Here is a 25908-nt window from a genome sequence, read left to right as displayed (position 1 = left end):
CGCTTAGCCTGCATATTCACCCCCATAGCCACGGTTGTTCCCTTCCGGATCATCGTCTATGGCCAGATCACCGTGCAAAGGCCAGTTGAGGGCATGACAATGAATATCCTGATCCTTGGAAGCGGCGGGCGCGAACATGCGCTGGCCTGGGCGATCAAGCAGAACCCGAAATGCGACCGGTTGATCGTCGCCCCCGGAAATGCAGGCATCGCCATGATCGCCGAATGCGCGGATATCGACATACTGGATGGCGGTGCCGTCGCTGTCTTTGCCGAAGAAAATGCCGTTGATTTCGTTATAATCGGGCCAGAGGCACCACTTGCCGCAGGCGTCGCCGACCGGCTGCAGGCGGCGGGCCTATCTGTTTTCGGCCCCTCGCAAGCGGCCGCACAGCTTGAAGCCTCCAAATCCTTTACCAAGGCGATCTGCGATGCAGCAGGCGCGCCCACTGCGGCTTATGCGCATTTCACCGATGCCGCCGCCGCGCGCAGTTATATCCGTGCACAGGGCGCCCCGATTGTCGTCAAGGCTGATGGGCTGGCCGCAGGCAAAGGGGTCATCGTCGCGATGACCGAGGCAGAGGCGCTCGCCGCGATTGACGACATGTTTGACGGCAGTTTCGGCGCAGCCGGGGCAGAGGTGGTGATCGAGGAATTTATGGAAGGCGAGGAAGCTTCGTTCTTTGTCCTGTGCGATGGCAAAACGATCCTGCCAATCGGCACGGCGCAAGATCACAAGCGCGCCTTTGACGGCGACACCGGGCCGAACACAGGTGGCATGGGGGCCTACTCCCCTGCCCCGGTCATGTCAGATGAGGTGACGCAAAAGGCGCTGGATGAAATCATTCAGCCCACCATGGATGAAATGGCCAAACGCGGCATACCGTTCCAAGGGGTGTTGTTTTGCGGGCTGATGATCGAAAACGGACAGCCACGGCTGGTTGAATACAACGTCCGCTTCGGCGACCCTGAATGCCAATGCCTGATGATGCGACTTGGCGGGCAGGTGCTGGACCTATTGCAGGCCTGCGCCGAAGAACGGCTATCAGAGGTGCAGATCAACTGGGCAGAGGACCACGCCCTGAGCGTCGTCATGGCCGCCAAAGGGTATCCAGGCAGCTATGAAAAGAATACGGTCATCAAAGGATTAAAGACGCAGCCTCAAGACAGTTTCCACATGATCTTTCACGCGGGCACGTCCAAAGACAACGGGCAGATCACCGCCACGGGCGGACGGGTCCTGAACATCACCGCACGCGGCGCGACGCTGGCAGAGGCGCATCAAAAGGCCTACGCCATGGCACAGCAGGTTGATTGGCCCCAAGGCTTCTACCGAAACGACATCGGCTGGCGGGCGCTGTAAGAAAGTAGCCCCGCTTGGGCGATTGGTAATGCCCCGGGAATTTCGTGAATTACCATAATCGCCACAAAAAAGCCGCATCGCCTAGAATGCGGCCTTTTTCTCGACATCTGTCGTTATATCAGGCAGCCCGCCCAACCAGCACGCTGTCAATTTCAGCAGCAGCGGCGTTTTCGTCGTTGCCTGCCACGGCAGCGATCTCACGTGTCAGACGCTCAAGAGCGGCTTCGTAAAGCTGGCGTTCGGAATAGCTCTGCTCGCGCTGATCGTCCTGCCGGTGCAGGTCGCGAACCACTTCTGCAATCGCAATCAGATCACCAGAGTTGATCTTTTGCTCATATTCCTGGGCGCGGCGGGACCACATGGCCTTTTTCACCTTCGCCTTGCCCCGCAGGGTTTTCATCGCATGGGCAACAACGTCTGGCGTCGCAAGTGCACGCATACCGACGTCTGTGGCCTTGTGGGTTGGCACCCGCAGGGTCATCTTGTCCTTCTCGAACGAGATAACGAACAGTTCCAGTTCAAAACCGGCAACTTCCTGCCTTTCGATAGATACAATCTTGCCAACGCCGTGCGCAGGGTACACAACAAAGTCGTTAGGGCTAAACTCGTTCTTCTTCTTGCTCATGATCGTCCTTTCATGGGAGATCCGCCTCAATAGACGACACAAAGACCGTCGGTGACCGCATGGCCTCCGCCGGACTGTTTCGTATACATATCTGGATCAACTCGTTCGCAGCATTAAGCTAAGTATATCACAAAAACGGCGTGCAAGAAAGCGCCGCGATGAAGCACGATAAATCCGTTATAAATAAAGAATTTGAACCGCGTCAGCCCCCGCTGGCTTGCAGAATCACCCGCCCTCGCCGGGGGTTTCGGAAAACAGCTCCATCTTGCCGTCCTTGCCGTCCATCTCGTCGGCATTCGGCAGCGGATCTTTTTTGGTGATGATGACAGGCCACATCTCGGAATACTTGCGATTGAACTCCACCCATTTTTCCATGTCCGGCTCTGTGTCCGGACGGATGGCATCGGCGGGGCATTCAGGTTCACAAACCCCACAATCAATACATTCGTCGGGATGAATCACCAGCATGTTTTCACCCTCGTAGAAGCAATCTACGGGGCACACTTCTACGCAATCAGTGTATTTGCAGGCGATGCAGTTATCGTTAACGATATAGGTCATGAGGTCATCCGGGTAGTTGTTGCAGCCTAGCTAGAATAGACAGCAGGGTCATTCAAGGTCCAAAGCCCCGCCCGGGTTGCGGTGCGTCATCATATCCCTGCGATCTTTCTTTGTTGGGCGTCCCTTCCTGTCACCGCCCGGATTATAGGGACGATGTTCCGCAGGTGCAGGCGACAAATCTTCGTAAAGCGCCTGCGCTTCGGGCGCTGGTCCACGCCTTTCGCCACATGCAAGGATTCGCACGACCCGTGTGTCACGCGCCTGAATGAAGGTCAGCACATTCCCCGCACCAACCGCACGTGCAGGTTTGCTGACGGGCTGGCCGTCCACCCTCACCTTGCCCGCGCTCACAACCCCGGCGGCCAAGCTGCGCGATTTGAAAAACCGCGCCTGCCACAGCCATTTGTCCAGCCGGATTGTGGGTCTGTCGGTCAATCCTTCTTGAAACCCGCCAAAGCAGCGGCGAAGGGGTTGTCGGGATCAATCTGTTTTTCCCGCTTCGGCTTGGCCTGATACGTCTGCGGCTTCTGCTGACCCTCTGGCTTTCCACGTCCCTTGGGCTTGCCCTTGCCGCGTGGCTTGGCACCCTGCGGTCGGCTGTTCTGACGCGGTGCGCGACCACCCCAAGTGAAGGTATAGAAGATCTCGGCTTCGGGCACATCCGGTTCGGATGGCGGCACAGGGATTTCCTGTGGTGCGTCGGCCGGGCTTTCTGCGGGCGTATCAACCGGCAGTTCCCGCGGGATATCATACGGTGTCTCGCTCGGTGTCGTATCCGGGATTTCCGACGGCGTATCATCCGGCACACCCGCCGGGGCGGTATCCGGTGCAGGCGTTTCCGGTGTCTCAGGCGGACGCGCGGCTTTGGTTTTTTCCCGCTCACCCTTCTCGGCCTTGTAACCCAGCCCCTGCATCAGGTCGGCGAACTGGTCCAAAGTCATCCCGGTGATCGACAGCATATCCGGGTTCGCCTCAAATCCACTGCGGCTGTCCTTGTCGCGCAGCATGTCAGCCAGCCGTTCCAGCATGTCGATCCGGATCGCCCGTTCACCCGCCGCACGATAGCCCGCCATGGCATAATAGCCTTGCACCGCATCTTTCGAGGCAGGCACAGTCACCAGACCCGCCGGCGGGCTTTCAGGGAATTCAGACAGCCCTTTGGCCAGCGACCACAGGATCAGGCGCAACCGCGTGGGGGCAGGCTTCAACAATAGTGGCATGAACACCGTGAACTGTCCAAAGCGGATACCATGCTTGCGCAGCGCACCGCGGGCATCCTGATCCAGCGCCTTGACCTCGTCCGCGACCTCGCCGCGCGGGATAACGCCAAAGTTTTCCGCCATGCGATAGGCAAACCCTTTTGCGCCGCCTGTCAGGGTCTCATCATTCTTAAGCGCCAACAGCGGTTCAAAACCGGCAGCAATCTTGCGGTCGATGAAATGCTGCAAGCGGCGCTGCACCTTGGCGGCCACATCTGGGCCTGCCTCATCATCAACAAAAACCTCGATCCCCGGCTTATAGGGGTCAGCGCCGGTCACAAGCTTGCCAACGGCCTGCTCGCCCCACATCAGGCCACCTTGTTCGGTGAAATCAATCTCGGGGTCGGGCGCATTATAGAACCTGTCAGCGCGCAGATGGAACTGCGGCACCAAAGCGGCCACTGACGCCTGACGCAATGTCTTGGCCTCATCCGGGCTGCCCGCTTTATCCATGCGGAACCGGAATCCCTCCAACCGTCCGACGAATTCGCCCTCTACGGTTACTTCGCCTTTGTCATTCACGTCGGCCACAAGGCTCTCCTTCTGTCTGAGTCGGCGAAGCAGAATACTGGTCCGCCGATCCACAAATCGCTGCGTAAGTGCACCATGAAGTGCATCTGATAAACGGTCTTCTACCGCGCGGGTTTCCTCGCGCCAATGCGATTCGTCAACAAGCCAACCTTTGCGCTGTGCAACATAAGTCCAAGTGCGGATGTAGGCGAGCCTCTTTGACAGCGTATCAATGTCCCCGTCGGTGCGATCAATGCGGCGGACCTGCAACCCGAACCAATTGGCGGAAACATGCCCAAGCTGATGCAAATCGTGATAGATCTGGGTCAACAGGCCAGCATGTTCGCCTGCGGAAATCCCCCGGAAATCGGGAATGCGGCACACATCCCAAAGCAAACGCACCGACGGACCGTCAGTGGCCCGCGCTGCAACCTCGGCATCCCCGGCAAGCGCCTTGAGCGCGCGCAGATCGTCGCTTTCACGCACGCGGGTCAGCCAGAAATCATCGGTCCGCTGTTCCAGCGTATTGATCAGGCGCTTGACCGATCCGAACTGCAGATCGCTGTTACGCCAGTGCAGTTTTTTGACCGGGCTGAACCGGTGATCACAGATCGCCTCAGCCACAGCCTCATCCAGCGGGGCGGCTTCGCCTGTCACGCCAAAGGTGCCGTTATCGGTGTGGCGGCCAGCCCGCCCGGCGATCTGGGCAAGCTCTTCGGGCTGCAACGGGCGCATGCGCCGCCCGTCAAATTTGCTCAACGCCGAAAACGCAACATGCGAAATATCCAGATTAAGCCCCATACCGATAGCATCGGTCGCAACAAGGTAATCGACATCCCCGTTTTGATACATCTCAACCTGCGCATTGCGGGTGCGCGGGGATAAAGCGCCCATAACAACCGCCGCCCCGCCTTTGGTTCGGCGCAGCAGCTCTGCGATTGCGTAGACATTTTCGACCGAAAACCCGACAATCGCCGCGCGCTCTGGCATCCGACTGATCTTTTTCGATCCGGTATAGCTCAGCAGCGACATCCGCTCGCGGCGCATGAATTGCGCCTCTGGCACCAGCGCCGCGATGGCGCTGCGCATGGTTTCGGCCCCCAGAAACAGCGTCTCGTGCAAGCCGCGCGCATTCAACAGCCGGTCGGTAAACACATGTCCGCGTTCCGGATCAGCACAAAGCTGAATTTCATCGACGGCAAGAAAATCACAGCCCATCCCGTCAGGCATCGCCTCGACCGTGCACACCCAATAGGCTGCGCGAGGTGGGACAATGCGTTCTTCGCCCGTCACCAGTGCAACAACAGACGGGCCACGGATCGCGACAATTCTATCATAGACCTCGCGCGCCAAAAGCCGCAGCGGCAAGCCAATAATGCCACTGCGATAGGACAGCATGCGTTCAATCGCATAATGCGTCTTACCGGTATTCGTCGGGCCCAGAACAGCCGTCACACGCGAAGCTAGCATCGCAAACCCTCAGGCCGGGACCAGACGTCAGAGCGCCTGACCTTCCAGTTCCATACGCAGAAATTCCAAAGCCTGTTTTGCCTCAGCCGACTGCGGACTGATTGCCAGAACCATCTCGTAAAGTTCCAGCGCATTATCGGGCTGCTCCATCTCTTGCAAGATCATCGCCAATGCGCGCATCGCCTCGAAATGGCGTGGATTCAGGCGAAGCGTCTCACCAATATCCGCCAAGGCAGGGCCGATCATCCCAAGAAGATAATAGCCGGTGGCACGCCCATAATAGCCTTCTGAAAACTCAGGTGCGTGATCCACAAGTGCCGAGAAATGCTCAACCGCCGCATCGGGGTGACCCGACTCCAGCGAATCCTGTCCACGGCGCAACAACAGGTCCATCGCGGCTGATCCGCTCTTTTCCCATTCGGTCACGATCTGGCGCTCTACCCGTTGATAGGTTGCCTCATCCGCCGCTTGAAGATTCTGGTAAAGCTCATCCAGCGTCGCCTCCTGCGCGAGCGCAGGTAAGGAAAACCCCACTCCCAGCAGAAATGCCGTAACGGTACATTTGAAGTGATGTGTGTGCATAACCATAAAGCCAATGTAGCGCACTTGGCGGTCAGCACCAGAGGGTCTGTCAGCCACATCGAAATAAAGGACGAAAAACATGAGCGACGTTGTAACCGAAGCCGTAGCCGCACTGAACGCAAAGATGAACGGCCAGGGCTTTGACGGAAACGCCAAATTCATCATCGAAGATGAAGGCGCGATCATCATTGACGAAAACGGTGCCCGTGCGGGTGACGACGACGCAGATGTCTCTCTGACGGCAAGCACGGAAACGTTCAAAGCGATTTTGGATGGTGAATTGAACCCAACGACCGCCTTTATGACGGGCAAGCTCAGCGTGGACGGCGATATGGCGCAGGCAATGAAACTGTCAGGAGTTCTATCCTAAGATATGGAAACAGCCCCCTATTATGACGACATTGCGCGCGCCGCCGAAGGTGGCGCCGCCCATTGGCTGACAACATCCGATGGCCTGCGCATTCGCGTGGGTCATTGGAAGCCTGAGAATGCCAAAGGCACAGTCCTGATCTTTCCCGGACGGACCGAGTTCGTCGAAAAATACGGTCAGACCGCGCGCGCCTTGCACGACCAAGGCTATGCCAGCATCGCCATTGACTGGCGCGGTCAAGGCATTGCCGACCGCATGACCCCTAACCGGGCCGTAGGCCATGTTGGCCAGTTTGCCGACTATCAAAAAGACGTCGAAGCAGTCATGGCATTCGTCAAAGCCATCGACCTGCCGCGCCCCTATTTCCTGATCGGGCATTCGATGGGCGGCTGCATCGGGCTGCGGTCTTTGCTGGAAGGGCTGGACGTTAACGCGGCCATGTTCTCGGCCCCGATGTGGGGGATCCAGATGTCCACCGCCTTGCGTCCGGTCGCGTGGGGGCTGTCGGCTGTCAGCACGTCTTTGGGCTTCGACCAAAGCCTTGCGCCGGGTCAATTCGAACAATCCTACGTCCTGCGCGCGCCCTTCATGGGCAACACGCTTACCACCGACGCAGAAATGTATGACGTCATGCGCGACCAGCTCAAGGCGCATCCCGATCTTGCGCTTGGCGGGCCGTCGCTGCGCTGGCTGAACACATCCCTGCGCGAAATGCACGGCCTAAGCACGCGCCCCGCCCCCGCAGTCCCCTGCACGACGTTTCTGGGCCGTGATGAAGGTATCGTGGACCCGGTTCGCATCCGCGACCGCATGGGCGCATGGCCCGACGGCACGCTGCGGGTCATCTCCGGCGGACGACATGAAATGCTGATGGACACCCCGCAGATAAGGAACCCGATCATATCCGAAACTGTGGCCCTTTTCGACGCTAACCGCAAAATATCAAATGCAGCATAGCCACTAAGAAGGCCTCACGAAGTGCGTTCGGGCTCGGTCAGCGCGGCGTCAGTTCACTTCAGTATCTGCACGCAGCGTGAACCCTGCCGCGCGCAGTGTGCTCACGGTGTCGGTCACATGCGCCTTGTCGCGGGCCTCAATCACGATTTCCAGTTCGGCCTGCTTCAAAGACACGCTTTGCATCATCCGCTGATGAATGACCTCGACCACATTAGCCCCGGCCTCTCCGATGATCCGCGAAATCTCGGCCAGCTGTCCGGGGCGGTCATCAATCTCGAATGTCAGCCGCGCGATCCGGCCGTCGCGCACCAGACCGCGCAGGATCAGCGTCGACAAAAGCCGCGAGTCGATGTTGCCGCCACAGACCACAAGTCCGACCTTTTTCCGATGAAAGTCCGACGCCATTTTCTGGATCACCGCAAGCCCTGCACCGGGCGCACCTTCGGCCACGAGTTTCTCAAAGGACAGCAGGTCAAACACCGCGGCTTCGATCTCTGGCTCACTGGCAGTTTCGATCCGATCCACATAGGTCCGGATGATTTCCAGATTGGCGGCAGAGGGTTCGCGAACCGCAATCCCCTCGGCCAATGTGGCCCCGCTGAAATGGGTGGGGGCCTGATCGAAATCAGCCTTTACCGCATCAAATCGATCCGCCTGCGCACCAATAATCTGCACATCAGGTTTCACCGATTTCGCTGCAACGGCCATGCCCGCAATTAATCCGCCGCCACCGATCGGAACAACAATACAGTCCAGATCAGGCTGATCTTGCAGCATTTCCAACGCGATACTGCCCTGCCCTGCGGCCACGACGGGGTCATCAAACGGGTGAATAAACGTCAGCCCCTTATCCTGCGCCATATCCAGCGTGAACTGCACGCTTTCATCAAATCCCGCCCCATGCAGGATCACATCCGCGCCAAGCTCTTTGGTGCGCTGGACTTTGTTGAAAGGTGTGCCTTCGGGCATGACAATCGTGGCCGGTATGCCCAAACGGTTCGCATGATACGCAACCCCCTGCGCATGGTTGCCCGCACTACAAGCAATCACCCCGGACGCACGCGCTCGATCCGACAAAGTCAGTAATTTCGCCAGCGCCCCCCGCGCCTTGAACGCGTTTGTGTGCTGTAGATTTTCCAGCTTCAGATAAAGATCAAACCCCAGTTGCAAAGACAGCCGCGCAGCATGCACCAATGGCGTGCGGATGATGGATGGTTTGATCGCATCATAGGTTTTGTTAATCAAATCAATATCAAGAGCCATGCATCACCTCACATATCCGGCAGGCCAGTTTACCGCAGACGCGGGCAAGGCGAAACCAACGAAACGCCGCTCTGGCACCCATGCAAACGCTGTTTGCCCGGCCAATTGATCCAGCGCAATCGATAGTCCCGCGTGATGTGCTAGGCTTCATTGGAAACAAGGGGGTTTACATGCAAAATCAAACGATACTCGTCCTTCAGGGGCCCGATGGAACAGATCATGATCTGTCATATCTCGCCGATACGGCAAGATCACAAAACGCACATTTGTCGGTTCTGCACATCGGTCCGGTGCAATCCATTCCGGCCTACGCCTATGGCGGGATGCCTTATGGCGCGGTCGCTATTCCGCAAAACTGGATACAGGACCGGCATGATTTGACAGAAGCGATGGAGGCCAAGCGTAAGCAAAGCAATGCGTTTTTCGACAAAGAGGGGCTGTCAGGTGAAGCGGGTGTTATCTGTTCTTTCCCTGCATCACTCGACGATGATGTGGCGCCGCGCGCCATGCTCTGCGATATTGCTGTGCTGCAACATGATCTGCGCGCGCAAGAGGAAGCCTATGACAAGCTGCTGTACGGGCTGCTGTTCAAATCGCCTGTGAGCGTGATCATCAACCCGCATCAATCCCGCGCACCGCTTTCCCCGGAAAGGGTCTTTATTGCGTGGAATGCCAGCGACCCTGCGGCGCGCGCGGTGCATGAGGCTTTGCCAATGCTCAAATCCGCGCAGCAGGTCACCATCGGTATTTTCGACGCCAAGCCGAAACGTAACGGCGAAAGCGAAGACCCCGGCGCGGATCTTGCCAAATGGCTAAGCCACCATGGATGCCATGTTACGGTGGATCAATATGAAAGCGAGGGCGCCAGTCTTGCCGCCGCGATCTGCGCAAAAGCCAAATCAGCAGGTACAGACCTGATCGTGATGGGCGCGTATGGACATACACGGCTACGCGAAGCCGTTTTTGGCGGCACCACAAGAGAAATGATCGCGCAGCAAGATAGCGCCGTGCTCATGGCACATTAAGACCGTGCGAGGTCTAACGTTCGAATGTGATCGGTAGCGCGAAACGATAGCTTGGCGCTGCCAATTCGGCTGGCGCGGCAGGAAAGCGCCCGGCCCGTGAAACAGCGCGCAGCGCCGCCTGATCGAAGGCCGCAACGCCTGATGACTGACGGATGCTGACGCTCAGTAATTGCCCCTCCCGCGACACGTTCAGCGCAACAACAACTCGTCCGCCCCCGCGCGCGCCGGACGGGCGTCGCTTTCGGTTTTCAATCCGCGACCTGATCTGCGCGCCCCAGACCGCCTGCAGCTCTGCCGCACGTCCGCTGGACACTGTGGTGGCTGCGGACTGGCCAGACTGCCCCGCCTGTGCGCCACCGCCCGTGCCCGCCGCGCGCTGCTCTTGCCGCGCATCCTGCTGTTCCTGCCTACGCTGCACCGGACGGGCCTGCGGGCGTTGCGAAGATGTCAAAGCGGTTTGCGACGGCGGTTCGGCAGGCGCGGTATCCACAGTGGGTGTGCTGACAGCATCGGGCGATTGTGGGATCATCTGCGGCAGTGCGCGCGGGGCTAATGGCGCCTCGGGCATGGTGAGCGTTGGCAATGTGTCTGCGACGGGGGGCGGTGGCGGCATCACCTCTGTCACCGATTCGGTCACATCAGGCGGCGTTTCCCATTCCGCGACCATCTGTTCCACCTGCGCTGACGCGCCTGCCAGCGACACAAGCGTTTCCCCGCCCGCCCCCTGGCTTTGCGCACCGCGCTCTCCGGCAGTGGCGAAGGCGGCGATATGCAGTGCAATCGCCAACGCCGCAAAGACGGCTATTTCAAGCATCCGTCTCATCGGGGTGTGACCACAAGTGCGACATCGGAAAACCCTGCGCGGGTCAGATCGCCCAAGGTGACCGCCAGCAGGTTTGCCTCTAGCCGTCCATCGGCTTTTACCGTCAGCGTGGTTGTCGTCGCCGCGATCGCTGTCAATTGGTCCAGTGCCGCGGCACCCGTCACCCCGTCGAAAGACAGGGTGCCCGTAGCGTCGATGTAAAGCACCGCGTCGGACTCGGCCTCTTGTTCAGATTGCGCCTGTGGCACCTCGACCAGGAAGGGTTCGGGCGGTGCGATTTGCGAGGTCATCAGGAAGAAAATCAGCAGCAGGAACACCACATTGATCATTGGCACAATGGATTCAGCACGTGGTTTGCGGGGGATATCAGACAGGTCCATCGCCGTTACTCCACCAGTACCAGCGCCGTCAGCCCTGCCGTGCGCAGCACCTCTGTCACAGTAATCACCCGTTGCAAATTCGCACCGTCCTGACCACGCAGGATAACCGTGTCCGCAGGGCTTTGCATCAACGCGCCCAGTTCGGCCGTCAATTGGGCGACCGAAACAGCAACGCCATTCAATCGGATTTCCGTCGGACCGATATCAACCAAACGCGGCGGGCCGCTGTATTCACCGCCGCCACCCGCCGCCAGAGGCAGCGGAAGGGCCGCATCCATCCCAAAGCGCGACGCCAGCATGAAAAAGACCAGCAGCAAAAACACCACATCAATCATGGGTGTCAGGCTGGGCTTGCGCCGGGGGCGGGCTGGCGGGGCAAATTGCATGGTTATTCAGCAGCCATTTGCAGTTTCGCGGGGCGCGGGCTGAGGAAGATACGGCTCGCGTGATCCTCCAGGTCGCGGCGGATGCGGTCGATAACGGATTCAAACCACGTCAGCGCGACAGAGGCCGGAATGGCGACAGCCATACCTGCGGCGGTGGTTAGCAATGCTTCCCAAATGCCGCCGGCCAGCAGCGCGGGATCAGCCTTACTGCCTGCCTCTTGCAATGCCTGAAAGGCCGCGATCATACCAAGCACCGTGCCCAGCAAGCCCAGGAGCGGCGCGATGGTCGCAATCAATTCGAGCGCACGCAAGCCTGTGGCGGCATTGGCCAGCTCGCGCTTGGCAACGCGCATGGTTTCTTCGCGGGCCTTTTCCTCTGGCATTGTGCTGACCGCACGAATGGCCGCATGGGTGACTTTGGACCGGATACCGCGTCTCCCTGCAACGGTTTGCTCTGCCGTGTCAGCCTGCCCCGCTGCGAATGCATCAACAGCCCGGCCCGCCTTGCCGCGCGACCACGCCCCGATCAGCGCCAGCCGCCATATTTTCCACAGGATCAACGCCACCGTGATCACTGACAGTGCCGCAATCGCCCAGATCGTCGGGCCACCATCGCGCAGGAATTGCAGCGCCTGCACATGTGCTTCTGCGGCGATGATAGCCACATCGTACGAAATCGGCGCTGGCGTGTCGGCGACCAGTACCGGTGCTTCTGCGGGTTGCGCTTCGGGTATCTGAACGGTCGCCGTGTCATCCGTCACGGGTATTTCCGGTTGGGCGGGTGCCACGGGCTGCACCGGCGCGGTTTCCTGCGCCATAGCGGGCTGCATCGTGCCCACAGCCAGCATCACGGCCCCACTCTGCAAGATGCGCTTCATGATGATTTGCCCCAATAGGTTCCGGCATAGCTACCGGTCGTGGGAATCCCCGCGGCTCTCAGTGCTTTCTGCACCGGCTGCACCTGCGTTTTCTCGGCGGCGAACCACAAGAAGTGATCTGGCATTGCAGCCAAATCGGCCAGGGCGCTTTCGGTCAGGGATTGGCCCGCAGGCAGCCAATCAACGGTCATGCCTTTTGGCGGTGTAAAGGGATAGTCGCGGGCGGCATCATCTTGGGGTGACAGCACCACACGCCCGGTCACATGGGGCGGCAATGTTTCCACAATCCGCGCGATGGCAGGAAAGCCGGTTTCGTCGCCATAAAGATTGATCTGATCGACCGCCGGAACACCGCCACCGCCGGGGCCAACGATGGCTGTGGTGTCGCCGGGTGACAGCTGTCGCACCCAATCGGTGACACGCCCCCCGTCATGCAAAAACACATCAAATTCCAACAACCCGTTTTCATGATCGACGCGGCGGGCCGTATAGACGGGTTTGTGCAAGGCGGCGTCACCCTTGGGCCAGATCGTAGCACCGTTTGCGCCAACGCTGGGCCAGACCACATTGGTTTGCTCCGGCTGAGGCAATACCACCCGAAAATGCAGTGATGTGTCATCATAGCTGGTCAGATTGGCGACCTTCAACTGCACCCGTATGAAACTGCTGCCCACAGGCTGCACCGACTGCACTTTGACGAATTGAAAGTTCGGTGGCAGCGCGCCAACCTCTTCCGCATCGGACCAGCGCAGCCCGGCAATCGCGTCAGGGACAACATGCACCAGATGTTCGACCATGCTTTCCTTGAGCATGAACAACCAGTCGGGTCGCGCCGCCGACACCCGCAGGCACAAGCCGGAGTCCGTGGCCACAGCGCCCAGATTTCCAAAAGGAGTGCCGCAGATGATTTCCTGATCGGAATTGGTCAGCAATGGAAGTTCATGTTCCTCTGCCTCGTGCAGCATCGCCAGACGCATGGCGGCAAAAGACAGGTCGGGCATCTCTGCTTCGCTTTGTAGATCGAAGCTCTGTGCAATGGTCATGGGCAGCATCCTTTAGGCAGGAATGATAAGGGGGTGGTCGTGCACTGGGCTTCGGATCACGGTGCAGGGCAGATTGAAAATCTCTTGCATGATCTCCGGCGTGATGACCTGATCGGGTGTGCCCTGATGGCGCACTGCGCCGTCTTTCAGGGCGATGATCTGATCCGCAAAGCGCGCGGCAAGATTGATATCATGCAACACCATGGCCACGGTGCGCCCGGTTTCACGGTTAAGCCGTCTGACAAGGCTCAGCAGCTCGATCTGGTGGGCCAGATCAAGGTAGGTTGTGGGTTCATCCAGCAGCAAAATGTCGGTATCCTGTGCCAGCGCCATCGCGATCCATGCGCGCTGACGCTGCCCACCTGACAGCGTGTCCAGCGCCCGGTTAGCGCAATCGGTCAGACCCGTCATCTGCAAGGCCTGATCAACCATATGCGCATCGCGCACCGACCATTGCCGCAGTGGCGACTGATGCGGCGTCCGCCCCCGCGCAACCAGATCGCGCACGCGCAGCCCCTCGGGCGCCACCGGAGTTTGTGGCAGGATCGCCAGTCGTCGCGCTACGGATTTGCTTGATTGATTGTGAATAGACTTACCGTCCAGCACGACCTGATCCGGACCGGGCCGTTCCAATCGCGCAAGGCTGCGCAGCAAGGTGGATTTGCCACAGGCGTTCGGGCCGACGATTACAGTCATCTGCTGGTCAGGGATACTGACCGACAGGTTTGTCAGCACCGGAACACTGTTAAAACCGACATTGAGTGCTTCGGCGCGCAGGCGGGCGGGCTCGGCCATCAGAACTTTCCTTTGTTGAATTGAACAACCAGTAGCCACATCAAGACAGGCGCACCGATCAGCGCCGTGAACACCCCGGCAGGCAGTTGCACCATTGGCACCGACCGGGCCGCCGTATCGGCCAGCAGTGTCACCAGCGCACCGACAAGCGCCGCTTGCAGCAATGCAGGCCGCGCGCCCTTGACCAGACGTCGCGCAATCGGGCCGGATATAAAGGCGACAAAGGGCAGCGGACCGGCAACGCTGACTGCAAGCGCGACAAGCCCCACGCCAGTGGCGGTGACGGCCAGCCGCAACGGCGACAGGGCCAGCCCCAGCCCGTGCGCGATATCATCATCCATCGCGATCCGGGACAACGCGAACTCTAGCCAGATCGCGATGGGTGCAAGCACGATCAGCCCGGCGCAGATCAAGGTCACATCGGACCAGTTGCGCGCATGCAGCGTGCCCACCAGCCATTTGGCCGTGTCGGCAGCGGTCAGCACATCAATCCGCGACATCAGCAGATCGGCCCCCGCTGCCAGCGTCATGCTGACCCCAAGACCGATCAGGATCAAACGGTAGGGCTGTAATCCCCGATGATATGACAGCGAAATCACCGCCGCCGCTGTTAGCAAGCCGCCCAGCAAGGCCCCCGGCAGAATAAAGGCGCTGCCGAACAGCAGGATCGCGGCCAGCCCGCCGCAGCTTGCCCCGGTGCTGAACCCGATCACATCGGGAGAGGCGAGCGGGTTGCGCAGCATCGTCTGGAACATCGCCCCGGACAGGCCGAAAGCAGCCCCTGCCCCAATCGCGGTCAGGATGCGCGGCGCACGGTGGTCGGCTACGATCATCTGCACGATCTCATCTTTTTGTCCGGCAAAGGCGGCGAGGATATCATTCAGGCCAAGTGGATACCGTCCGATTTGCATCACAATTGCTGTCACCGTGATGAGCAGCAGCAGCAGGATGACCGCTGCAAGCATCGCCCGCCAGTACAGCAGGACTGAAAAACGTCCGAAACGAAGTGCGGCCTGATTGGTCATAGCTTGCGGACCCCATAGCGCCGTACCAGCAAGATCAGTACCGGCCCGCCGATCAGCGCGGCCATGACACCGGCCTGCATATTGCCGCCGAAAATGCTCAACCGGCCAAGCAGATCAGCCGCAATCAACAGGCAAGCCCCGAAACACGCCGAAAACAGGATCATCCACCGCATGTCTGGCCCGGCAACCCAGCGCGCAACATGCGGGACAATCAGCCCGACAAAGGCAATCGGCCCGGCCATGGCAACGGTCGCGCCACATAGGGTAACAATGGCCAGCCCGGTCAGCAGTTGCACCAGCCAGACACGCAGCCCAAGACCGCGCGCCGTATCTTCGCCAAGCATGACAACGTTCAGTGAAAAAGACCCCAGCACCGCCAGAAACAGCCCAGCCCCATAGAATGGAAGCAGCGTGCCTATGGTCGCAAAGCTGATCCCATCAAGCCCGCCCAGCACCCAGAAGCGATAGACATCCAAGGCTTGCTGGCTGACCAGCAACAACCCACGGGCCAGAGCGATGCACAAGGCGCTGACCGCAGCCCCCGCAAGGATCAGACGCGCCGGGCTTCCTTTTCCGCCACCCCCCAGAAAAAAGACGGCGAGTGCGGCGAGCAGCGCACCCGTTAGCGCTATCCAGATGAACTTTGCCGGGTCCGTGATGCCCAGCACCATGATGCACAGCACCACGCCCAGCGACGCGCCTGCGTTCACACCCAACAGCGCCGGATCAGCCAGCGGGTTACGGGTCATGCCCTGCATCAGCGCCCCGGCAATCCCAAGCGATGCGCCCGCAAGCACCGCCCCGACAAGGCGCGGCAAACGGATTTCACGGATCACGATTTGGCTGCCGCTTTTTGTGTCAAAATTGGTCAGGCTACCCCAGATATCGGCGAAACCCGTGGGGCGCAGACCAAAGCGCAGCGCAAGAATGGCCAGAACGACCATCCCGGCGAATGAAGCGAGCAGCGCAAAAAACCGATGGTCAATCACCGGAAGCACATGCATGGCATTGGTATCAGCGCGCATTCCTAACCCTCTACCTCTGGTGGCAAAATTCCGGCATCCCGCGCACTGGGCACCACCGTCGCCGGGTCCCCGTCAGCCGCCGCTGCAATCAAAGGGACAAGCCGGTCCAATGCGTAGTTGATGCTGAGCGGACTGGAATGCGACAGGGCGGCTGACAGCATGGGGTCGGCATAGACCTCGCGCCCTTCGCGGTAGGCACGCATCAGCGGGCGTAGCGGCATCCGCTCCAACTGTCCGATGGAACCACCCCCATCAATCCAGACCAGAACATCGGCATCAATTGGACTGATATCCTCGGGCGGTATGATGGCGTAAAAGTTTTCGAGAGTGCCCATGTCATTGACCGCTTGCGGCACCACGAAGCCCAGTTCGTTTAGAAACTGCCCGCGAATGTCACGATCTGTGTAAGCCCCCGTCTGACCGGCCCAGACCATCACAGCACTGGCCCCTTGCCAGTCAGGATGCGCGGCGCGGATTGCGGCAAAGCGACCATCCAGTTCTGCGATGATCGTATCTGCCTTGTCTGTCGTGTCTGTAGCAAGGGCAAGCGTTCGCAACATATCCTGCCACGACATGCCGTAATCGCCTGCGCCGGCGGCCGGAGCGATAGTAGGCGCGATCCGGGACAGTAGCGCATAATCGCGCGCGGACATGCCCGACCATTGCCCGACGATCAGGTCAGGCTCTAGCAGGGCAATCCTTTCGATATCAATCTCACCCTGCATGACAATCGGGGTGGCATCGCCCAATGCATCGTGCCCCCAAGGCCAGACACCATATGGGTCTGAGCCATACCATTTACGCAAAGCCACCGGCACCACTTCCAGCGACAGCAGGAAATCATGGCCGATATAGCTGAGCGAAACAACGCGGGTCGGCTTTTCGATGATCTGCGCCGTGCCATAACGATGCGTGATCTCGACCGGGTAGGCATCGGCAAGGCAGATGTCGCCCAGAGTCATCGCAACAGCGGTCAGGATCGAAAAGGCGCAACGGCGCATGTCATGGCTCCTTGAATGGCCCGTGCCCATGACAGGCACGGGCCGTTTGGTTAGAACGTGCGGGTGAGCGACAGCGTGACCGTGCGGCCCTCGCCCAAGGCGCAGCCGCCAGCCTCTTCGGTATTGTTCCCCGCCGGCACGAGTGCGACGTTCCCTGCGGTGCAGAAAGTGACCTTACTTTCATCAGCTAGATTTCTGGCTGCCAGCGTCGCATTCCAGTCACCCCAATCATATGATACTGACGCATCAAGCAACGTACTTGCAGGAGCTTTGCGGCTTTCGGTATTGGCCGAGTCCGAATAGCGATCACCCACATAGCGCGCGCCGACCCCGAGCCGAAGACCTTCAAGCTGTGCGGTCTGGAACGCATAGCCCAGCCACAGTGCCGCCGTTTCCGAGGGCACACGCGCCAGTTTGTTGCCCTCATTTGTTGCATCTTCGGTGATTTCAGCATTCAGAAAAGTGTAACTGCCCAGAACCGATATGCCGTTGTCGAAGCGGCGTGTCGCACCCAGCTCTAACCCGCGCGATTTGACCTCACCGATCTGCTCGTATGTGCCCGCGACACTTGGCGATGGTTGAAGCGTGTTCTTTTTCGTGATGTTGAATACTGCCAGCGTAAATAATGAGCCCGTTCCGACCGGTTGGAAACGTGCGCCCAGCTCGAAGCCATCAGATTCTTGCACGTCCAGCGTGTTACCTTCGCTATCGACACCGGAGGGTGGCAAGTTAAACGAACGCGCGGCGTTGCCATAGAACGTCATACCGTTGACGAAATTATACGACAATCCGAGGCTCGCGCTGGTGAAGTCGACTTCGTTCGACTGCTCTTGAGAGCCGAAAGCAGAGTTGCTGGCGATATCGGTCCGCACATCATCGTAGCGCAGGCCGCCATTCAATACCCAGTCTGTACCGATTTCCGCCTGCCCAACCAGATATACGCCGGTCTGCGCGACATCTTGAGCAATTGATGATGCACTTGCTGGACTAGCTTCGGAGGTATCAAGCGTGCCGGATTCGAGATCCTTATGGCCCGCAATGGCACTGCTACGGTCATAGTCCGAAGTAACTTTATAATAATCGACACCAGCAATCAGCGTTGCCGCAACATTGCCGAAGCTCAGCTCCTGCTGCACACCATTGTCGAAACTAATCTGTTCCAGCTCTTGATCGACATCGAAATCAATCATGATAGCCGTATCGACCTCGCCGGGCTGGGCCGATGAGGCATAGAAAGCACCGACATAAGACGTTTCATTATACCAGTCGTTGGTTGCGATCCGCGCGCGCGATAGTAAGGTTCGACCGCCACCTATATCCTGTTCAAATTCGTAGCCGAGATAGGATTGCTCGCTTTCAATCGTATTACGGTCAGGATTCCCTGTGTAGAAATCGTTGCCATACTGACCCAGCGGGTTGGTATGCTGTGTCCCGTATTCCGGCAGCAACACGTAAGTATCGCCGATATCGTCCTTTTGGTACTGACCGTAAATCGTCAGCTTGGTCGCATCGCTCGGCTGCCAAGTGACCGATGGCGCGAAGAAGATACGACCCTGATCAACCTCTTCAAAGGCCGTACCAGATTCGTTGAAGACACCGGTCAGGCGATAGGCGAAATCGTCAGAGACAGGGCCCGTGACGTCCAAAGCCAGCTCTCCGCCGCCTTCACCAAAAAGACTGCCACGCGCCGTGCCGCTTTGTTCAAATTCCGGACGCTTGGTAATGGCGTTGACCAAGCCGCCGGGTTCGTTTGCACCGTAAAGGTCGGCGGTTGGACCGCGCAGAACTTCGATCCGGTCAAGCAAAAATGGCTCTGTACGCCATGCAGCATAGCCGAATGTGCGCAGTGGCAGGCCATCGCGGTAATAACCCGCATTCTGAGCATCGAAACCACGAATAGCATATTGGTCGTAGCGCCCATCCGAACCGAATGTTTGCGGCATAACGCCGGGTACATAGCCAATCGCCTGCTCAATCGACCGCGCACCCTGATCTCTGACTTGATCTTCTCCGATGACGGAAACGGAACGCGGTGTGGTCCGCAGGTCGCCGGGTGTACGGGTGGCAGATGTGGCGGCTTCGGCGGTATATCCGTCAAAGTTATCAAGGCTATCATCGTCTGCGCTGGCGACGACAATCGGATCCAGCACGGTTTCTGCTTCTGCGGTTTGGGCAGAAACAGCGGATGCTGACAGGGCAAAGGTCAACGCAACGGGGCCAATGCTCAGCACGTAAGTTCGGTATAACAAGGCAGGTCTCCAGCCGCTGCCGATTTGGCAGCATATCAAGTTTGAAAGGCCCCGCGCGATATGCGTGGAACCTTTTCAGAATTATTTTGGCTGGCCGCAAAGCTTGCTATGACGAAGTGTTAACGTCGGGACGGGCGATATTAAACCTTACAATTTTTGTCAACCAAGCCAATTTTTGAGGCCTATCCGCATTATGCGGCGCTCTTTATGCAGGCCGCTTCGATATCCCGAATCATGAAATTGACAAGAGTGCATGAGACGGAAAGGTCTTGTGCAATCTTGTTCTGGGGCTCTCCGCCGACCCGGTGCCGCAGAAAAGTATCCTGGCTGCGCTGCGGGAAGGTGGCGATGGCGTCCATTGCCTGCGCAAGCGTTTGCTTGCTCTCCAACGCCCGAAAACCGCAGCGATCATCCATACCCGCCGTGGCAAGCTTGCTTTCATCTTCGAATGGTTCGCTGATTTCATTGCGGTGCTTGCGTATATAGTCCAATGCAGCATTTCGGACCATTTTGGACAAATAGCTGCGCATTTTTTCGGGCCGCGCGATTTCTTTTGAAGACAGGCATTTTACGGCTGTATTTTGCAAAACATCTTCTGCCGCATCAAAGGAACCAACAACTTTTAGCGCCTGGCACAAGTGCATTTTACGATGTGTCATAAGCTCTTCCAGCAAAGCACGTCGAGTCGTCTTATCTGGTTGCTTGGTCATAGCGCCCAACCTCTTTTGACCGGCACTGCGATGCCGGATTTTCTATGTGGTAATAAGGGGATGACTGCCGATGTCGTACATGCGGACATTCGGTGGCTGATAAGGTCGTAGCGCCATTTGGTGCCGCCTACAAGAACGCGAATACAATTTATACGATTACGTTGTTAAATTTTCTGTATCACCCAGCGTCTTATTATAAATAGCGCAATCACCTGACTGTACTGGAAATAAAGTGTCGCACCCGCAAATGGCAGATCCCCGCCTTCTACGTTTAATTATTCGGCTGGGTGTCCCTGCAATTTTTGGACTTTCAGCCAATGCGATCAATCAATTCATCGATGCGCTCTGGATTACGCGCCTGTCGCCTGTTGCAATGGCGGCAATCGGTGTGACCTTTCCTGTGTTCATCGTGGTCATGGCTGCAACCGCAGGGATCGGCGTTGCCTGTGCCGGCGAAATCGGGCGGCGGCTGGGACGCAAGGATGTGGATGGCGCCCAGAACATCGCGCTGACCGCCTTTTTCGTGGCAATTGGGATATCCGCCTTTGTCGCCTTGGTCGTGGGGGCAATGTCATTGTCCATCCTGCCCCAAATCGGGGCATCCGCCGAGACGTTTCCCATGGCGCAGCGCTATATGCTGGTGCTGCTGTGCGCCGTACCGATGGCAAGCTTTCAGATCATCTCTGATTTCGTGGCGCTGGGGTCCGGCAACAGCAAGCGGTCGATGCAATCGCTGTTCGCATGCTTTGGATTGAACATGCTGCTTGATCCGATTTTCATTTTCGGCTTTGGCTGGGGGGTGACCGGCGCGGCGCTGGCCACGGTTGCGGGGCAGATACTGGCCTGCACGCTTTATATTGTCTGGTTCCGCAACGGCACATTGGGGCTGCGTCCGTTAAAGGGCCACCACAGCCGTGAAAATCTGAACGTCCTGTTGCGCTTTTCGCCGCCCGTCGCGATGGTCAACCTGTTGATGGCGCTCTCATTCCTCTTGCTAATCAGCGCCACCGCGCGCTTGGCCGATGATATCTATTTGGCCGCGCTGACGTTTGAGTTGCGGCTTGCCTCGCTGATTATCATCCCGATGCGGGGGCTATCACTTGGCGCGCAGGCCGCCGTCAGCCATGCCTATGGCGCGCTTGATGAATTGCGCGCCAATCGCCTGATTCATCGTATCTTTGCCCTGTCCATAGGGCTTGGGCTAGCGATGACAGCGCTGATCCTGATGGTGGGGCCCGCACTGTTGCCATCGCTGATCCCCGCCCCCGCAATGCGAGAGGCCAGCGCAGCCATGTTCCCATATTTTGCAGCCTTCATCATCGGCAGCTGCGCCTACATCCCGCTTTTGGCGGGCTTTCAGGCCACTGATCGCGCGCTTTACGCGGCCATCGTGGCGCTGGCACCAAACGGTTATGCCATGGTCCCACTTGTGATTTTCCTACCGATGATCTGGGGGTTTCAGGGGCTGCTGTTTGCAGTAGCGCTTTCTGGTGTTGTAACCGCGCTGATCGCGGGCGGGCTGCATATCATGTCGCTTTCCCGGATTTCGACCACGCTTAGCCCGGCACCGGCTGAAACGCCGTAAGCCAAGGCACCCCCGGAAAACATTTGCACGCCGACACTGCGCGCTGCGCGGCCACCCCAGCGAATTTGCTGCTCTGCCGTAGGATTTGCAGGGTGAAACGGCACAGGCAATGCTTCAATCGCGGGCAGGCCCAGCCCGTGTGATTTTGCACATGCCTCTGACGCTACCCAGAGCGACAGCATCTGCCCCGTGTTTGCCGCTTGATCGGAACCGAGCAAGTCCGCCACATCCGCCCAGACCGCGGCGCTGTGTTCCTGTTCGATATCAACACCAACAGCACAGGCGTGACCGACAGCGGCAGCCACGCCGATGTGCGAATGCGCCAATGAGACAGACAAATCGGGTTTGGCTGGCAGGTAAGGCTGACCGGAAGAATGCCGCGCGACAATGCTGTCCATTGGGGCAACGCCACTCTGCCGCATCGCGTAACGCAGCAACCCATAGGCCGCACAGCGCATTTGCGCAGCATCAGCATCCTGAACCTGACGCGCGCGGGCGATATCTTGTGTGGTGCACAGCCGCGCGCAAGCTTTCAGTACGTCTTGATCAGTTGCCCAATAGATATTGGCCATCATCTAAAACGTCGCCAGCCAGTCACTAATCCGACGCTTTACTGCATCCATAGCTGTCTGGACAAAGAAATGCCCGCCAGGAAAGCATGTCACCTGCATATTGGGACAATAGCGATCCCAGGCGGCCAGAGACTCTTGGGACACCGTATCGTCGTCAGCCCCGCCCAGCACCAGCACCGGACCTGCATAGGTCTGGCCGGTTATTGTTTGAGACTGCAACAACATGTAATCGGCGCGCATGGTTGGCAGCAAAATGTCGAGCAATTCCTGACATTGCAGGATTTCCGCCAGGGTGCCGCCATAACGCATCAGGCGTGCCGTCAATGCCGCGTCGGATAAATCTATGGGCAGCGGCTGACCCAAACCGGGTGCTGCGCGTCCGGACAGGATCAACGGCAGATGGCCACCAAGACGCAAGCCGACCTCATAAGCCAGGGTCGCCCCCATCGAATGGCCCATCAGGACGAGCTGCTGGCCATCGACGCAAAAAGGGCGCAGATCCTCCGCGATTTGATCGACCAGTAATGCACGGTTGGTGACACATCCTTGGCCAAATCGCGCACCGCGTCCGGGCAGCTCGTAAGGTAGAAAACCGGCCCCCAACACAGGATCGTCGCACCACGCCGTCCAAGCGATGGCACTGCCCCCGGCGAAGGGGAAACAGACGATCCGGGTTGGATTGTCGGTTCCCATCGCCGCCCAGCTGGGAAGCCAATCTTGCCGCAGGGCCGTCAGACTGTCCTTCATTCCGCCGCTGACATCATAAGTGCACCCGGTGCGTGATCATGCAGAATATCTGCCGCAATCTCATCGGCCCGGATCGCGAGAACCGACAAAAGCGTGTCGCTTAGCCCGTGGGTGTCCTCGCAATAGCCTTGCAAATAAATACGCGGCGCGAAATCTTCGGTGGTATCAAGCCGGTAGGTTCTGCCGGCTTCCTCTCCGGTGATGTAATGCTGCAGATCGGCCATGATCGTCTCGCCCAGCCGTCGGCGAAAGCCGGTGGCCAGAATGACAAGATCATATTCCTGCTCTTCGCTGCGGTTGTGATGGCCGTCCTGCAGCGCAAGCCTGATCTTTTCATCATGCATCCGGGCCGACGTGACCTCTGTATTGCGGCGCAGCGCGTAATGCTGACTGCCCACGACGTCCTGCTCATAAAAGACGGCGTAGATTTGCGCGATCAGATCGCCATCCACGACCGCGTAATTGGTATTGGAATATTCAGTCATCAGGTCGCGCCGACGCGCCCTTGACTGCTGAAAAACATGATTGGTGAAATCGGCGTCAAAGATTTCGTTCACAAAGGGGCTGTCATCAGAGGGCTTCAAGGCATGGCTGCGGAAAATGAAATCGACCTGTGGGTGGCGGGGGTCATTCACCAGATCATAGAAAATCTCTGCCCCGCTCTGCCCGGAGCCGATCACCGCGATTTTCAGCGGGCGGTCTGCTTTGGCAAGCCGCGACTTGATCTCTTTCAGGTAGCGGGAACTGTGATGCACTAGCGGGCTTTGCGCGACATCAGCAAAGACATCGGGGATAAGGGGGTGACCGCCAATCGCCATGACAAGGTCGCGGGTTTGTCGCTGTGTCTGCTCACCCCGGCTATTTTCGGACACGACCGACAAAAGGTCGACCTGCCCGCCCGCCTTTTTCAACGGTTCCACCCCAACAACCCGCTGATCATAGCTGGACAGATGCGCCATCTGCGCCGCAGCCCATGACAGGTAGTCGTTGAATTCATGCCTGCTGGGGTAAAAGCTTTTGCGATTGATAAAACGTTCCAGCCGTCCGTTGCCATGCAAATAGCTGAGAAAGCTTAACGGGCTAGTTGGATTGCGCAGCGACACCAGGTCCTTGATGAAGGACACCTGCATATCGGTCCCATCCAGCAACATGTTCGGATGCCATGCAAAGCTTGACTGCGCCTCAAGAAAAACTGTTTTCGGAGCGGCAGCACCTGCCGCGGCACGCTCTTCCAGCGCGATGGCCAACGCGAGGTTAGAGGGTCCGAACCCGACACCAAGGATGTCATACGTGTCGCGCAGTAGGGTCATATCGTTGCTCCAGTTTTATATAGGGAGGACAGGGAGAGTTGTAGCGGCTTGCCAGGGTCCGCAGGGTCAGGGCGCGCCCACAGCCGCGATTTAAAGAAATAATCGCGATCAAGCTGCACCAGCGTGGCGCGTTTGTGCGGAAAGTCGAAATCCTTGATCTTGGCAAAGCCGGAACGTGTCAGATTGCGGATTTGTTGCGTGTGGCTAGCGGCTGGTTCACCCACCAACACCTGCGTGCGTGGCTCTGCCAGAAACATGAAATGCATCAGCGAGGGCAGCCATGCTGTGATGTAATCCGCCCCGCGTTTGGTGGGATCGCCCACCAAGACATGCCAACCCCGGTCCCAGGCCCCGGCGTCGTAATGCGCTCCAATTCGATTTTCGCGCGCCCAGTAAAGCTCAAAATAACAGAAGGGTTCATCATCAAGGCAGCCCAGCACCGGCATCATATGCGGGTCAGCGGCCATGCGCGCCAAATAAGCGCGGTGTTCATCCAGCGTGCCTGCCTCATCAAAAAAGGCAGCCACCCGTTCGTCATTCATCCAGCGATGAAACAGATCAAGGTCGCGGGTTTGGACCAAAGCGCGCAGGCTGAAACGCTGATCAAGCCAGGGGATGTACCGGCGATACATCTCGCCCTGCGGTTTCGCGGGCCGATGCGGATGGCGCCCATGCGGGCCGGGCATCATCGTTTGTGGATGATTGCTGGTTTGGCCAATCAACCATAGCGCGCTGATTTGCCACAAAAGTTCGGGGAAAACGCCCAATTCTGTTTCATTCAGCGCAACGGCTGCCCCGATCTGCACCAACGCCGCGGCATGTTCGCCCCAATCCGCAGGCTTCAGAATGATCAGCACCTCTTCTGCGTTCCAGTTCGTCAACGCTTCGCAGGCTTTGAGAACCGCCATCAACGGGATCGGTTCCGCAGGTGCTTTTAATTCCATGCGACCGTCACCACGATCAAATACCGGCAGGCTGACCTCTCTCCCGTCGATCTGCACAATCACCTGATCGCCGCGCCAACTCGCGCAGGACGCGAGCGCGTCCAAATGTGTGTCATCACGTGGCATTCATCGGTCCTTCCCTGCTGGGTCTCAAAGGGAAAACGTGCGGCATACTGAAATATTTAGGAAAAACTTTCCGTCAGGCTTAAATTTTTTCACCCGTGGTCCGTCTTCGACAGGTGAGCAGCACAAAATCCGCGAGGACATCCATGACCACCAACGCCCAGTTCCATGTTGTCATAAACGACCTGAACGAGCACGCGCTCTGGCCAAAGCACCTGCCGGTGCCCACTGGCTGGCAGCATGAAGGTTTTTCAGGCTCAAGGGCCGACTGCATGCAGCATATCGACAAAGTCTGGTCCGACATGACCCCCGCCACGCTCTCCTGACC

At 58.5% G+C, this 25908-nt stretch carries 26 protein-coding genes; 6 read left to right on the top strand and 20 right to left on the bottom strand.

The window, feature by feature from the left end; all coding sequences use genetic code 11:
- Positions 1–99 precede the first annotated feature (99 nt).
- Positions 100–1362, top strand: coding sequence for a phosphoribosylamine--glycine ligase (gene purD, locus ACJ5NV_RS05805; RefSeq protein WP_411642827.1), 1263 nt, complete (start codon positions 100–102; stop codon positions 1360–1362).
- A gap of 118 nt (positions 1363–1480) precedes the next feature.
- On the opposite strand, the gene ACJ5NV_RS05800 is transcribed toward purD, so the two are convergent.
- From ACJ5NV_RS05800 to ACJ5NV_RS05780, 5 genes are all read right to left on the bottom strand, one after another.
- A complete protein-coding gene (locus tag ACJ5NV_RS05800) occupies positions 1481–1987 on the bottom strand; it encodes a CarD family transcriptional regulator (RefSeq protein ID WP_411642688.1) in 507 nt (168 codons plus the stop codon).
- A 225-nt stretch (positions 1988–2212) separates the two neighbouring features.
- Positions 2213–2548, bottom strand: a complete 336-nt coding sequence (fdxA, locus tag ACJ5NV_RS05795; RefSeq protein WP_411642687.1) for a ferredoxin FdxA — start codon at positions 2546–2548, stop codon at positions 2213–2215.
- A 48-nt stretch (positions 2549–2596) separates the two neighbouring features.
- Positions 2597–2983 (bottom strand): RNA-binding S4 domain-containing protein, encoded by a 387-nt coding sequence (locus tag ACJ5NV_RS05790; RefSeq protein WP_411642686.1) that lies wholly within the window; start codon positions 2981–2983, stop codon positions 2597–2599.
- A complete protein-coding gene (locus ACJ5NV_RS05785) occupies positions 2980–5787 on the bottom strand; it encodes a helicase-related protein (protein WP_411642685.1) in 2808 nt (935 codons plus the stop codon). The genes ACJ5NV_RS05790 and ACJ5NV_RS05785 overlap by 4 nt, the downstream gene beginning before the upstream one ends.
- Positions 5788–5814: 27 nt before the next feature.
- Positions 5815–6450 (bottom strand): tetratricopeptide repeat protein, encoded by a 636-nt coding sequence (locus ACJ5NV_RS05780; RefSeq protein ID WP_411642684.1) that lies wholly within the window; start codon positions 6448–6450, stop codon positions 5815–5817.
- Between ACJ5NV_RS05780 and ACJ5NV_RS05775 the strand changes: the two genes are divergently transcribed.
- On the top strand, positions 6449–6739 hold the full coding sequence (locus ACJ5NV_RS05775) for an SCP2 sterol-binding domain-containing protein (protein ID WP_411642683.1): 291 nt from the start codon (positions 6449–6451) through the stop codon (positions 6737–6739). The two genes, ACJ5NV_RS05780 and ACJ5NV_RS05775, sit on opposite strands and share 2 nt — an antisense overlap.
- A gap of 3 nt (positions 6740–6742) precedes the next feature.
- The gene (locus tag ACJ5NV_RS05770; protein WP_411642682.1) at positions 6743–7696 is read left to right on the top strand and encodes an alpha/beta hydrolase; all 954 of its coding nucleotides are present in this window, start codon (positions 6743–6745) and stop codon (positions 7694–7696) included.
- A gap of 48 nt (positions 7697–7744) precedes the next feature.
- Here the strand turns inward: ACJ5NV_RS05770 and ACJ5NV_RS05765 are convergent, their stop codons facing one another.
- The gene (locus tag ACJ5NV_RS05765) at positions 7745–8959 is read right to left on the bottom strand and encodes a threonine ammonia-lyase (protein WP_411642681.1); all 1215 of its coding nucleotides are present in this window, start codon (positions 8957–8959) and stop codon (positions 7745–7747) included.
- A 170-nt stretch (positions 8960–9129) separates the two neighbouring features.
- On the opposite strand from ACJ5NV_RS05765, the gene ACJ5NV_RS05760 reads away from it, so the two are divergent.
- Complete coding sequence (locus tag ACJ5NV_RS05760; RefSeq protein WP_411642680.1) at positions 9130–9984, top strand: universal stress protein; 855 nt, start codon at positions 9130–9132, stop codon at positions 9982–9984.
- 13 nt (positions 9985–9997) lie between these two features.
- On the opposite strand, the gene ACJ5NV_RS05755 is transcribed toward ACJ5NV_RS05760, so the two are convergent.
- The 11 genes from ACJ5NV_RS05755 to ACJ5NV_RS05705 form a co-directional block, all read right to left on the bottom strand.
- Positions 9998–10798, bottom strand: coding sequence for a cell envelope integrity protein TolA (locus ACJ5NV_RS05755; protein WP_411642679.1), 801 nt, complete (start codon positions 10796–10798; stop codon positions 9998–10000).
- Between the two features lie 5 nt (positions 10799–10803).
- The gene (locus ACJ5NV_RS05750; RefSeq protein WP_411642678.1) at positions 10804–11187 is read right to left on the bottom strand and encodes an ExbD/TolR family protein; all 384 of its coding nucleotides are present in this window, start codon (positions 11185–11187) and stop codon (positions 10804–10806) included.
- Between the two features lie 5 nt (positions 11188–11192).
- Positions 11193–11573 (bottom strand): ExbD/TolR family protein, encoded by a 381-nt coding sequence (locus ACJ5NV_RS05745; protein ID WP_411642677.1) that lies wholly within the window; start codon positions 11571–11573, stop codon positions 11193–11195.
- Positions 11574–11575: 2 nt separating this feature from the next.
- On the bottom strand, positions 11576–12451 hold the full coding sequence (locus ACJ5NV_RS05740) for a MotA/TolQ/ExbB proton channel family protein (RefSeq protein WP_411642676.1): 876 nt from the start codon (positions 12449–12451) through the stop codon (positions 11576–11578).
- Entirely contained in the window at positions 12448–13494 is a 1047-nt protein-coding gene (locus tag ACJ5NV_RS05735) for a siderophore-interacting protein (protein WP_411642674.1), read from the bottom strand. The genes ACJ5NV_RS05740 and ACJ5NV_RS05735 overlap by 4 nt, the downstream gene beginning before the upstream one ends.
- A gap of 12 nt (positions 13495–13506) precedes the next feature.
- The gene (locus ACJ5NV_RS05730) at positions 13507–14289 is read right to left on the bottom strand and encodes an ABC transporter ATP-binding protein (protein WP_411642673.1); all 783 of its coding nucleotides are present in this window, start codon (positions 14287–14289) and stop codon (positions 13507–13509) included.
- Positions 14289–15314 carry a FecCD family ABC transporter permease gene (locus tag ACJ5NV_RS05725; protein ID WP_411642672.1) on the bottom strand — a complete coding sequence of 342 codons (1026 nt, stop codon included), beginning with the start codon at positions 15312–15314 and terminating at the stop codon, positions 14289–14291. Before ACJ5NV_RS05725 ends, ACJ5NV_RS05730 begins: the two co-directional genes overlap by 1 nt.
- Positions 15311–16339, bottom strand: coding sequence for a FecCD family ABC transporter permease (locus ACJ5NV_RS05720; RefSeq protein WP_411642671.1), 1029 nt, complete (start codon positions 16337–16339; stop codon positions 15311–15313). The genes ACJ5NV_RS05725 and ACJ5NV_RS05720 overlap by 4 nt, the downstream gene beginning before the upstream one ends.
- A gap of 2 nt (positions 16340–16341) precedes the next feature.
- Positions 16342–17340: an ABC transporter substrate-binding protein gene (locus ACJ5NV_RS05715; RefSeq protein WP_411642670.1), complete on the bottom strand. Its 999-nt coding sequence runs from the start codon at positions 17338–17340 to the stop codon at positions 16342–16344.
- Between the two features lie 50 nt (positions 17341–17390).
- A complete protein-coding gene (locus ACJ5NV_RS05710) occupies positions 17391–19589 on the bottom strand; it encodes a TonB-dependent siderophore receptor (RefSeq protein ID WP_411642669.1) in 2199 nt (732 codons plus the stop codon).
- A 191-nt stretch (positions 19590–19780) separates the two neighbouring features.
- Entirely contained in the window at positions 19781–20299 is a 519-nt protein-coding gene (locus ACJ5NV_RS05705; protein ID WP_411642668.1) for a sigma-70 family RNA polymerase sigma factor, read from the bottom strand.
- 247 nt (positions 20300–20546) lie between these two features.
- Here ACJ5NV_RS05705 and ACJ5NV_RS05700 point away from each other — a divergent pair, with 247 nt between their 5' ends.
- The gene (locus ACJ5NV_RS05700) at positions 20547–21884 is read left to right on the top strand and encodes an MATE family efflux transporter (protein WP_411642667.1); all 1338 of its coding nucleotides are present in this window, start codon (positions 20547–20549) and stop codon (positions 21882–21884) included.
- Positions 21885–22459: 575 nt separating this feature from the next.
- Here ACJ5NV_RS05700 and ACJ5NV_RS05695 read toward each other — a convergent pair.
- Genes ACJ5NV_RS05695 through ACJ5NV_RS05685 form a run of 3 tightly spaced genes read right to left on the bottom strand, consistent with a single transcriptional unit; the run spans position 22460 to position 25583 of the window.
- Positions 22460–23203, bottom strand: coding sequence for a thioesterase II family protein (locus tag ACJ5NV_RS05695; protein WP_411642666.1), 744 nt, complete (start codon positions 23201–23203; stop codon positions 22460–22462).
- A complete protein-coding gene (locus tag ACJ5NV_RS05690) occupies positions 23200–24513 on the bottom strand; it encodes a lysine N(6)-hydroxylase/L-ornithine N(5)-oxygenase family protein (RefSeq protein ID WP_411642665.1) in 1314 nt (437 codons plus the stop codon). Before ACJ5NV_RS05690 ends, ACJ5NV_RS05695 begins: the two co-directional genes overlap by 4 nt.
- The gene (locus tag ACJ5NV_RS05685) at positions 24510–25583 is read right to left on the bottom strand and encodes a GNAT family N-acetyltransferase (RefSeq protein ID WP_411642664.1); all 1074 of its coding nucleotides are present in this window, start codon (positions 25581–25583) and stop codon (positions 24510–24512) included. The genes ACJ5NV_RS05690 and ACJ5NV_RS05685 overlap by 4 nt, the downstream gene beginning before the upstream one ends.
- Positions 25584–25726: 143 nt before the next feature.
- On the opposite strand from ACJ5NV_RS05685, the gene ACJ5NV_RS05680 reads away from it, so the two are divergent.
- Positions 25727–25906 (top strand): MbtH family protein, encoded by a 180-nt coding sequence (locus tag ACJ5NV_RS05680; protein ID WP_411642663.1) that lies wholly within the window; start codon positions 25727–25729, stop codon positions 25904–25906.
- Positions 25907–25908: the final 2 nt, after the last annotated feature.

The sequence above is a fragment of the Loktanella agnita genome (assembly GCF_046640325.1).
In the GTDB taxonomy this organism is placed as follows: domain Bacteria; phylum Pseudomonadota; class Alphaproteobacteria; order Rhodobacterales; family Rhodobacteraceae; genus Yoonia; species Yoonia agnita.
This window is presented reverse-complemented; position numbering and strand designations above follow the sequence as displayed.